The 10,315-nt window shown below is 42.3% G+C and carries 10 protein-coding genes; 5 read left to right on the forward strand and 5 right to left on the reverse strand.

Translation table 11 applies throughout. The features are described from left to right. Positions 1-199 precede the first annotated feature (199 nt). The 4 genes from RDN93_RS20595 to RDN93_RS20610 all read right to left on the reverse strand — a co-directional run bounded on the left by RDN93_RS20595 (position 200) and on the right by RDN93_RS20610 (position 3,390). Positions 200-565, reverse strand: coding sequence for a VOC family protein (locus tag RDN93_RS20595; protein WP_308747227.1), 366 nt, complete (start codon positions 563-565; stop codon positions 200-202). 95 nt (positions 566-660) lie between these two features. Further along, positions 661-1,464 (reverse strand): helix-turn-helix domain-containing protein, encoded by an 804-nt coding sequence (locus tag RDN93_RS20600; protein WP_308747228.1) that lies wholly within the window; start codon positions 1,462-1,464, stop codon positions 661-663. Positions 1,465-1,565: 101 nt separating this feature from the next. Beyond that, positions 1,566-2,327, reverse strand: a complete 762-nt coding sequence (locus tag RDN93_RS20605) for a hypothetical protein (protein WP_308747229.1) — start codon at positions 2,325-2,327, stop codon at positions 1,566-1,568. A 193-nt stretch (positions 2,328-2,520) separates the two neighbouring features. Next, positions 2,521-3,390 carry a hypothetical protein gene (locus RDN93_RS20610; RefSeq protein WP_055173572.1) on the reverse strand — a complete coding sequence of 290 codons (870 nt, stop codon included), beginning with the start codon at positions 3,388-3,390 and terminating at the stop codon, positions 2,521-2,523. Between the two features lie 456 nt (positions 3,391-3,846). On the opposite strand from RDN93_RS20610, the gene RDN93_RS20615 reads away from it, so the two are divergent. From RDN93_RS20615 to RDN93_RS20635, 5 genes are all read left to right on the forward strand, one after another. Next, positions 3,847-4,785 carry a DUF1848 domain-containing protein gene (locus tag RDN93_RS20615; protein ID WP_308747230.1) on the forward strand — a complete coding sequence of 313 codons (939 nt, stop codon included), beginning with the start codon at positions 3,847-3,849 and terminating at the stop codon, positions 4,783-4,785. Positions 4,786-5,151: 366 nt separating this feature from the next. Next, positions 5,152-5,931, forward strand: a complete 780-nt coding sequence (locus RDN93_RS20620; protein WP_308747231.1) for an SDR family NAD(P)-dependent oxidoreductase — start codon at positions 5,152-5,154, stop codon at positions 5,929-5,931. Between the two features lie 377 nt (positions 5,932-6,308). Then, positions 6,309-6,923: a TetR/AcrR family transcriptional regulator gene (locus RDN93_RS20625; RefSeq protein WP_308747232.1), complete on the forward strand. Its 615-nt coding sequence runs from the start codon at positions 6,309-6,311 to the stop codon at positions 6,921-6,923. Continuing rightward, the gene (locus RDN93_RS20630; protein WP_308747233.1) at positions 6,920-7,645 is read left to right on the forward strand and encodes a hypothetical protein; all 726 of its coding nucleotides are present in this window, start codon (positions 6,920-6,922) and stop codon (positions 7,643-7,645) included. Before RDN93_RS20625 ends, RDN93_RS20630 begins: the two co-directional genes overlap by 4 nt. Continuing rightward, positions 7,645-8,175: a hypothetical protein gene (locus RDN93_RS20635; protein WP_308747234.1), complete on the forward strand. Its 531-nt coding sequence runs from the start codon at positions 7,645-7,647 to the stop codon at positions 8,173-8,175. The genes RDN93_RS20630 and RDN93_RS20635 overlap by 1 nt, the downstream gene beginning before the upstream one ends. 8 nt (positions 8,176-8,183) lie before the next feature. Here the strand turns inward: RDN93_RS20635 and RDN93_RS20640 are convergent, their stop codons facing one another. Next, complete coding sequence (locus RDN93_RS20640; protein ID WP_308747235.1) at positions 8,184-10,067, reverse strand: hypothetical protein; 1,884 nt, start codon at positions 10,065-10,067, stop codon at positions 8,184-8,186. Positions 10,068-10,315: the final 248 nt, after the last annotated feature.

Genomic DNA, 10,315 nt, shown 5'->3' on the forward strand with positions numbered 1-10,315 from the left:
TGAACGACCCGTGCAAAACGGCTCCCGAAGAGTTGCTGACGGAGATTTATATTCCGGTGGAATAAAATGGAATAAGAAGTATAAAATGCAGGTGCGCCGTTTTGTCTTGGCACACCTGCATTAACTTACCCATTCCATTCTCAATGAATGGGAATTACGATGTACAGATAATCTTCCTCTCCTTTATCTGTTTTATCAGTTATCTGTCGGCATAAAGCCCTACTCTATTTCCCTCACTATCGGTAAACAGGGCAAACCATCCTCTGCCTTCTACCTCTATTTTCGTTTTAGGCATCACGACTTTTCCACCTTTCTGAAGCACCTTGTCTAATGTCAGGGTAATATCTTCACAATTAAAAGAGATAATCACTCCTTTCTCTGAAGGAAGATAATCCGGCGCGTAGAAAATAGCTCCGGCCGTTTCCCCTTCTTCGGTGAAACACGCCATTTTTTCTTCTTCACACTCAAAAACCGGAAGTTGCACATCTAGCACCGTTTCATAAAAATCGACAGCCCGACGAAAATCAACAGAAGGAATCTCGAAAAATGCAATAAACTTTTTCATTTTGTTTCTTTTTTATGGTTACTACTAAGCCTTTGCAAAGACATTGCAAAAGTAGGGTAACCCGTCGGGCCCTGATAGGAAAAAAGGGACATCTTCTAAAGTTCGGAGAAATAATCGGAATAGGGAGCACAAACTGCAAGATATTCGGCAGGCGTATAGCCTGAAAAGAGCTTGAACTCCTTTATCATGTGCGACTGGTCGGAGAATCCGCACTCATAGGCAAGCCGGGCGAAAGGAACTGCCGGATTCTGTTGCAACAGGAACAGCGCACGCTGCATACGCACAATACGGATAAATTCTTTAGGAGTCGTCCCCACGTAATCGGCGAAAACCCGACCGAACTGCTTGTTGCTCAGGCAAGCCGCTTCCGACAACTGCGAGATTTGAATCTGTGGCTGACTATTGATTTCTTGAAAGACAGCGGACATTCTCTTCAAATTGTATTCGGAAAAAGAATATAAACGACGGAGAAAGAATTGTTCTATCAGACGGATACAAGCCGTATTGTCGGGAGTATCAGCAACTTGTTTCGATAAGTCCGAGAGTCCGGTATCTCCCACCTCATCCATAGACACATTCTGCCCGTGAAACAAATAGACGGGAATATGAAGCAACACCTTTGCCGCATAAGGCTGAAAGACAACTGTTATCATCTCTATCCTTCCCGTAGACACCACATCGGAAAAGCCGACCGACTGCCCGCAAACAAACGACTGCGGCTGCAACCGCGATTCGTTCTGCAAAAAGAGCCGTTTGCCTTTGTGAAACACAAGTTGGATGCAACCAATAGGCAGAGTCCGCTCGGAAACAGTATCCGCCGCATCATCCTGCAATATCCAGTAATGCCGGATATAAGGAGCCAGTACGGAAACAGGAGTGATAATTTGAAATGATTGCATACGGCAGATTTTCTACTTTTTAAGTTATAACCGTTTTTTAAGTTACGACTGCAAAAGTAGAAAGTTTGCCGGATTATGTATTGTAAAAATGGGACATTCTTTTATTTGAAGAAAACCATTTGCGCAATTGAGGGCATAGGTTCATCCATCATACTTTCGCCGGTGAAGTTCCAAGAAACCCGGTTATCATAAGAATCGAGCGCAAGCCAATTGAAAGAAGCAGCACTGAAATAACCAACTCCGCAGAAAAGCACCCAGGCCGTTTTTCTATCTGTCGGTTCGCCCACCTCACATTTTATGCGGAATATCCAGTTATCCCTCGCATACAGGGACGGATTCAGCTCGAGTCCCGTCTGTACCAGATTTCCCGAATAAATCTCTCTTGAAGACATTTCCTCCGATGAAATATCCAGCAAGGAAACGACCAGATTATCCGACAGAGTTGTGAAACCGGCGCTTTTCAATTCGATAGGCGAATCATTATTAATCCGGTCTACAAATATTTGGCTGCTTGTACACATCACTACATAATCTACCGTATGGGATGATATACTCTGTGAAATCCTTTCATTCAGCCGGAGCAGACTTTTTTCGTACCTCGATGCACTTAGTGAATTCACAGCGTTCAGTTCTTCAAGGTCGGAATTTGTGATGTAAGACAAAACGGTGCTTTTCTTGTTCGGATTAATGTAATACTTCTGAACCGGTTCGCTGATGTCTACGAATTTATTCAGGACATGGACATCGGCTTCGTAAGAATTACCCGCCTCGGCAGGAGTATCAATAATAAAGTTGTCACTACATCCACACAACAGGATGAGAAAAAGTAAAAAGCCTAGTTTAGTTAATTGCAGATTCTTCATAACATACAGGGTTTGGTTATCTTTTCCTATTTCATAAAATAGTTTAGTCTTATGGCAGCAAAGTTATGGGAAAGAAAATAAAAAAGTCTTGAACGAATTCAAGACTGCAGCTGATTTATATAGGATATAAATATTATTAACAATAATTCCCGCTATCGTGCCAATGGTGGCAGGATAGCAGGAAACTTTTTCTTTAGATAACGGAAAGCCCGTATTCGTAGGCATCGGACATTGCATTGTAATCTGCGTCCGAGTAAGCGCCTTTATCTCTGGCTTTCTGCATATCCTTCATAAAGGATTCTACGGAAGAGAGGAAACTCTGATAGTTTTTCAATTCTTCGTCATAACCGGTAACGGCAGGAAGTTTCTTTGCGGCTTCCAGTTCCTTTTTCAATTCTGCCATTTTCACGTCAATCCGCATACCGTCCATTACGTGTTTACGGGAGTAGAGGTTCATGATGCTTTGTACGGTGCCCGACATTTTACGCATAGCCATTATCTGGTCTTTCAACGGCTCGTCGGCGAGAAGTTCCTTTTCCGCCTGTTCAGTCAGAGGGCTTAATATATCGAAAATCACTTGTTTGTATTCGGACATCGCTATGCTCAATTGATAGTTCTCTTTCAAAAGTTTAGTGGTTTCCGCCTTTTTGTTATCCTTCCGGTAAGACAGGAATTTATCAAAATTAGCGTAGAACTGTGCTCTCGAAGTAAATAATCCCCTGTAATTCTGTATCAGATTCTGACGGACTTCATCGTTGAAGTAGACACCCGGATTCATCAGTTCCGCAGTATCCCTGACCGAGACCTCCGGCGGCGCAATCGGAGCTACTTCGGGCACTTTTCCTGTCTGCTCCATATATCCCAATACCGCATTTATATCTTTTGCATTAGCTACATGCCTCAAAACAATGAGTGATGTATGATAATAGTTTATCACTTTACTGGCGTCGTCCAACTCTTCAGGAGTAGCCGAGGACGCAACCTGCTTCTTGTTCCCTCCCGAACAAGAAGCCAGCAAGAAAGCACCAACAAGTGCCCCTAACAATAAGATTCTTTTCTTCATAATGTTCAGTTTATTAAGTCTTTCGTACTATAACAATAAAAATCGTTTTTTGTTATAACCAAACAATGCATATCGGATAAGTTAAAAAAGAACAGGAAAGTCCTAGATGTTATTGGCGATGGTTGAGGAATAAACAATCACAAGAAGTATAAAAACAAAAAATGGCTACTCATCGCGAGCAACCAATCCTTTGTTAACCTTAAATCTAATACTTATGAAAAAAACACATTACAAAGGTACTATCTTTCGGGTAAATAGCAAATTTCAGAGTGAAAACAGGTGATAATATAACACGGTTTAATACTCTCGGAAGCGCATTAACATTTCAGACTTCACACGTTAACATTTAACATATTCATTCACAATCATTGCTTGCAGCATAGTCCGGAAACAGGCTTCATTCTTTTTTCTGCCCAAAAGAGGATAAATAAGATTCATTTTACGTAACTTTGAAGTATGATAATCAGCGCCAGCCGCCGGACGGATATTCCGGCATTTTATTCATCCTGGTTTTTCAACCGGATTAAAGAGAGATATGTATTAGTACCTAATCCTTTCAATCCTAAGATGATTGGCAAGGTCAACCTCGACCCTGCCGTAGTAGACTGTATCGTGTTCTGGACAAAGAATCCGGCTCCGATGATTGACAAACTGGATAAATTGCAGGATTACAAATACTATTTCCAGTTCACCCTCAACCCTTACGGCGAAAAGTTGGAAAACAACCTGCCCTCTATCGCCAAACGAATAGAAACTTTCAAACGGCTCTCCGACAAGATTGGAAAAGAGAAAGTCATCTGGCGTTACGACCCGATATTAACAAATACAGAGTTTAATGTAGCTTTCCATAAAGAAGCATTTGCACAAATAGCCGACGGGCTTAAAGACCATACAGAAAAATGTATGCTGGGATTCATCGACCATTATCAGCATATCCGCAATGCGGTAGGACAATTCAACATCAATCCTTTGACAAAAGAAGAGATTGAAGAAATGGCTGTTTCTTTCAGGAAAACAATAGATGCGTATCCGACTGTCCAATTAGATACCTGCACCACTAAAGTGGATTTGAGACATCTGAATATCCCCAGTGGCCTGTGTATCGACAAAGAACTGATAGAAAGAATTATCGGCTGCCCGATTCTTGCCAAGAAAGACAAGAATCAACGGAGTATCTGCAACTGCATCGAAAGCATCGACATCGGTACGTATGAAAGTTGCCTCAACGGGTGCATCTATTGCTATGCAATCAAAGGCAATTACAACACCGCAGAATATAATATGAAGAAGCATGATAAAAATTCTCCGCTTCTTATCGGGCATTTATCAGAAAACGACGTGGTGAAAGAACGGGAAATGAAAAGTCTGAAGAATAACCAATACTCACTATTTTAAATCTTCACCCAAATTTAAGGGCATAAAAAAAGGCTATCTATCCCAGACAGCCAATCTTTTGTTAACCTTAAATCTAATACTATGAAAAACACATTGCAAAGATACGGACTTTCGGCTTATCTCCAAATTTATCGGGCAAAACGGGGTATCTTATAACATGGTTTAATAGAATCGGAATCCGATTAACATATAAACAGAACAACGTTAACATTTAACAGTTTTCTTAAATATATAGGAGCGAAAAACTAAGAGAGATGCAAAAGTTTTCAAACTGGTTATCGAATCTTATTAAAGAGAGTTTAAGGTAAGTAACAAATCCTCCACCCGCTTGTTTAGGATAGAAGGTAACCATCAAATTCTCATTATATGAATAGATTCGAAAATAAGGCAGTCATCATCACCGGTGCTGCCGGCGGCATTGGCGAAGCAACCACACGCCGCATTGTTTCTGAAGGCGGTAAAGTAGTCATTGCCGACCACTCCAAAGAAAAAGCGGAGCAACTTGCTGCCGAACTCACTCAATCGGGGGCTGACGTACGTCCCATTTATTTCTCCGCTACCGAACTGCAAAGCTGCAAAGAGCTGATTGACTTTGCAATGAAAGAGTACGGACAAGTGGACATATTGATTAACAACGTAGGCGGAACCGACCCAAAACGTGACTTGGGTATCGAGGAACTGGATATTAACTACTTCGATGAAGTATTTCACCTGAACCTCTGCTGCACCATGTATCTCTCCCAACAAGTGATTCCTATCATGGTGGCGCACGGCGGCGGAAATATCGTAAACGTGGCATCTATCAGCGGAATGACTGCCGACGCCAACGGAACTTTATACGGAGCCAGCAAAGCAGGTGTCATCAACCTGACTAAATATATCGCCACCCAACTGGGCAAAAAGAATATCCGTTGCAACGCCGTAGCGCCCGGACTGATACTGACTCCCGCCGCCCTGGATAATCTGAATGAAGATGTCCGCAACATCTTTTTGGGACAATGTGCCACGCCTTATTTGGGTGAACCGGAAGATGTGGCAGCCACCATTGCCTTTCTCGCCTCGAACGACGCCCGGTATATCACCGGACAAACAATCGTCGTAGACGGCGGACTGACCTCTCATAATCCAACCGTGGAATTATCATAATAGAGAAACATCTTATTAACTACAAATAAGATATTCATTTGCATAGATTATTTTTCCCGTTGCCTATTCGGTTTTCGTTTGACTTAACTCAAGCGAACGTTCGACTTAAGTTAAGCTATCGTTTGACTTAAGTCAAACGAAAACTGAATCGCAGGTTGAATAAATAATTGATGAAACCTGGCTTCTTAAACAATGCATTGCCACAAACTAGTTATCGCATCGCATTACCGAGCATACAACTCTCTCCCACCGCCCCCCATATTTTATCATTCTTTTCCAAATTCAGAGTAGCCGCATCAAAAAAAACTCTTTTTCCTCTCCATGTTACCGATAGGAAACATACCTTTGTGACCAACTAGTAACAAGACTATAAAAGTATGGAAAAAGAAATTATCAAAAACAGGCAGGCAACGGAACTTACCCTGATTAAAGCCGTCGATGACATCATCGAGGAAAGTGGCTTCGAAGGATTAGGCATCAATGCAATAGCAGCCAAGGCTAAAGTTTCCAAAATGCTTATCTACCGTTATTTTAACTCATTAGACGGGTTGATAGCAGCCTATATCCAACAAAATGACTATTGGATTAACTTCAATGAAGAATTGCCGGATAAAGAACATTTATCTGAATTTATCAAGCAAATATTCAAAAGACAAATCGTCCGGCTGCGGGAAAGTTATACTTTGAAACGGCTATATCGCTGGGAGCTCTCAACAGACAACAAATTCGTGAAAGAGCTGCGCGACAAGCGGGAAGCAAAAGGACTCTGGCTGATAGAAGCTGTTAGCAGGCTTTCAAAGCATCCGCAAAAGGAAACTGCCGCCGTAGCTTCCATTATCACAGCGGCTATCAGCTATCTGGCGCTACTCGAAGAAAACTGCCAGGCATATAACGGACTTAAAATACAACAAGAAACCGGTTGGGAACAACTGGAAGAAGGGATTAATTTACTTGCAGACCTTTGGCTACAAAAAACAACTTTAACGAAATGAATAAAATGACGATTATGGGATTATGGTTCCTCTCTCTATTGATTAATAGCGGATGCAACCAGGAATTAATAGAGTACAACACCGACGACCTCAAAATATCTATCGAAAAGGGTGAGGAATGGATGCATGACTTTCCGCTATTCTTAGGTATTAATAAGAAGAATCCGCCACAAATTGCCATTTGGACGGAAGATATGGAAGAACATTATTTATCCACTATTTATGTGACGCATAAAATAGCCACTCAATCCTGGCAAGCTTCCAGTGGAAACCGCAGAAAAGAGGCTCTACCGCATTGGTGTCATCAGAGAGGTGTTCAATATGAAGACGGGCTGTATCTCCCGACAAAGAAATCGCCATTAACCGACGGAGTCAGCGGAGCAACTCCGAAAGGCAGTTTTGATGTACGGATGACTCCCACGGGTAAGGTAAAGAAGTTCATTGTCAAAGTAGAAATCAATCATTCCACAGATTTCAATGATGCATATCCGAAATCCGCCAAAGAAGGAGACGTCCATTATTCCGGCGGAAAAGAGGGAAGCGGGCAGCCTGCCCTTGTCTATGCAGCAGAGGTGGATTTAACTTCCGGTGAAAAAGTATTTGCAGCTAAGTTAATCGGACATAGCAGCCCGGACGGAAGCAACGGGGATATAACAGAAGATACTTCTTCGCTCACAACTGCATTACATATTGTCAAAAGCATAACGATATACATACTATAATGAAAAAGTCAACACTCACCTTTATTCTGTTATCCTTCATCGCAATGTACGCCAACGGACAGACAGATAACAAACATTTCTCTTATACTGTATCTATCGGAACCGGGTTCTCCATGAGCCAGCCTTCGTGTACACCTTTCATCGGACAAGTCATTGCTCATTATCACATCAATCAGCGGTTTACCGTCGGTGCCGGCAGTGGTTTATCCGTTTATGAGAAAGCGCTTATCCCGCTATATGCCAACGCACAGTTCTTCATTACCCAACCCAGGAAGCTGACTCCTTATTTGGAATGTAATATCGGCGGCTCATTCGCTGCCGCCAAAGAAACAAACGGCGGATTTTATCTCTCGCCGTCCGTGGGGGCACAACTAAGACTTACTCAAAAGCTGAAAATGAATGTAGCGTTAGGCTATGAAATACAGAAGTTGGAACGGTTAAAGAAACAAACCGACCCGTATTTCCGCACTGAATTTAAAGAAGAATTATCACACCATTCCCTCACCGTGAAAGTCGGATTGACTTATTGACTAACGTTTCACAATGATTTTATCCACGCATTCATTTCTTCAATGTCCGCCAAGGAAGAAGAAAGAGTCTGCTCAGTCTGCAAGGAAGCAGGACGAAGGTCGACGCGCACATATCCCCAGCCGTCCTCATCGCCTTGCAGATAACCATACTTCCTGTACTCTTCCAGACAACTGTCCGTGCACTCTCCGTAAAAATCATATTGAAGTTCATCATCTGAAGTCCTTTTATTTGCTATGAATGAACTTTCACCCACCCAGGCAAAGTCTACCAAATCAACATCAGTGTAAGCAAGTCCCCCTCTATCAAGTACGGCAACTTCTGCCAAACGCCCTTCACTGAGCATCTTGTAAACGCGGACATAACACCCGCCCTCGTACGGACTTTCATCAACGACAAGGAAAAGGCCGGATTTTCCACAGAACAAAGGAGTATCTATTCCATTGTATTTGTAAACTTCTCCAGTGGCATCGCTCATCGCAAAATAGCCCCAGCTTTCGAACCCGGAAAAATGGAAGAAATGTAAACCGTAATCAGACTGGTAACCGTCATAATACCATTTTCTAAATCCGTCTTCGTCCTCTTCCAGTGGAGAATTCAGCAGTGCAAGAGTTCCCTTTTTCCACCGAACGGACAATTGGGCTTTACTGTCTGTATATCGTCCTTTGCCAGGGTCAAGCTGCGTGTTGCAGCTATCCGCTTTCGCAGCCATGTATTCACTGAATTCAAGTTTTCTCAGGTCTGCTCCCGTACTGTCATATAGACGTACAGGTATCATTTTCCCACTATGATAGTCATACATACTCTTTCCCATCCGATTGCCGTCTTCGGAATAGTTTTCGATTATAACACCCGGCGCACCTTTCTCCGAATACGGATAGCTCGCGAAATGGCACAGCCGCCCACCGGAGTAATCTCTTATTTCCAACCGCTTTTGAGAACCGATTGTCACAATACCACGTTTCACGGAATCACATCTGCCATCTGTGAAGCATATCGGCTCGTCGGTTCCTTCTTCAAAATATTTCCGTTTAAGGAGATATTTCTTCTCGCCGTCTTCCAATGCATAAGTTTCCTCAACGTAATAAAGAGGATGTCCCTCTGACGCCTGATATTTATACTCGTAGAAGTCGGGAACTTTACTTACGTTGTTGGGATTATTGTAACTATCTTCAGTATGGGCGTAATACCAACATTCGCTTGGAAATACTTCCTGGTCGTCAATATAATGATTAATCTGCCACAGTCGTCCGTTCGCGTGCCATCTCCTTTCTTCTCCGTGAAGTTTCCCGTCTTTATAGTGCTCAAACCAGTCAGGCTTTCCATCGTAATACCACCGCTGACGCACTCCGTCGAGTTTGCCCCGTGTAGCCTGATAGAAGATATGGGGATTTCCGTTGGAATTATAAGACTGATAAAGTTCATGAATACTGTCGAGGGTGATAAAACGGTCTACCATGCAATGGGAAGATATGCTGTAATGATATACTGTATCATTTTTTATTCCGTCCTTATAAACAGTTACCGAATAATAGGGTTCCGACACAAAAGAATCCGTAGAACGGAAATAAAAATTCTTGTAAGCTCCATTCATCAATGTACCTTTGTAGAAATAGCGTTCCACGCTATCAATCTGCTTCTTGCAAATACTGTCGGATATATACTCCTTTAAAGAAGAGGCTTCCGGCTCTTTCCGCAACGCCCCGGAAAGCGTATCGGGAACAAGCCAGTCACTTCCCTTATAAAAATCCATAGAAAAAGCTTCTGCAACCACAGGAGAGAATCCGTCCGAAGTATTTTCTTGTTCTACGGAAGAGGACTGCGAAGTCCCTCCGGTCTTTCCGCCGCATGATAGCAACAGTAATGCGCAGCCATATATCAAAGCCTTTTTCATACCTAACATCTCTTTTTTAATACATAATCACCACGAAATTAGTTATAAAATCAGAGATTCAAACAGAAGTCTACTGAAAAAGAAAGAATTATCAGCGACCAAACTGTTATTTCGTTCAACAAATACTAACTTTACAACGTTTTTAATATAAAGAACGAACGGAATGATTGTTAGAACACTACTGGATACAGACCTCTATAAGTTTACCACATCGTACGCTTATATCAAACTATTTCCCTATGCAATGG

The organism is uncultured Bacteroides sp. (genome assembly GCF_902491285.1).
Lineage (GTDB): Bacteria > Bacteroidota > Bacteroidia > Bacteroidales > Bacteroidaceae > Bacteroides.

What these genes read in the sequence shown, in the direction of transcription:
- RDN93_RS20625 (WP_308747232.1), top strand. Translation starts at nt 6,309, where the DNA reads ATGGAAAAAGAAATTATCAAAAACAGGCAGGCAACGGAACTTACCCTG.
- RDN93_RS20600 (WP_308747228.1), bottom strand. Translation starts at nt 1,464, where the DNA reads ATGCAATCATTTCAAATTATCACTCCTGTTTCCGTACTGGCTCCTTAT.
- RDN93_RS20630 (WP_308747233.1), top strand. Translation starts at nt 6,920, where the DNA reads ATGAATAAAATGACGATTATGGGATTATGGTTCCTCTCTCTATTGATT.
- RDN93_RS20615 (WP_308747230.1), top strand. Translation starts at nt 3,847, where the DNA reads ATGATAATCAGCGCCAGCCGCCGGACGGATATTCCGGCATTTTATTCA.
- RDN93_RS20635 (WP_308747234.1), top strand. Translation starts at nt 7,645, where the DNA reads ATGAAAAAGTCAACACTCACCTTTATTCTGTTATCCTTCATCGCAATG.
- RDN93_RS20640 (WP_308747235.1), bottom strand. Translation starts at nt 10,067, where the DNA reads ATGAAAAAGGCTTTGATATATGGCTGCGCATTACTGTTGCTATCATGC.
- RDN93_RS20610 (WP_055173572.1), bottom strand. Translation starts at nt 3,390, where the DNA reads ATGAAGAAAAGAATCTTATTGTTAGGGGCACTTGTTGGTGCTTTCTTG.
- RDN93_RS20605 (WP_308747229.1), bottom strand. Translation starts at nt 2,327, where the DNA reads ATGAAGAATCTGCAATTAACTAAACTAGGCTTTTTACTTTTTCTCATC.
- RDN93_RS20595 (WP_308747227.1), bottom strand. Translation starts at nt 565, where the DNA reads ATGAAAAAGTTTATTGCATTTTTCGAGATTCCTTCTGTTGATTTTCGT.
- RDN93_RS20620 (WP_308747231.1), top strand. Translation starts at nt 5,152, where the DNA reads ATGAATAGATTCGAAAATAAGGCAGTCATCATCACCGGTGCTGCCGGC.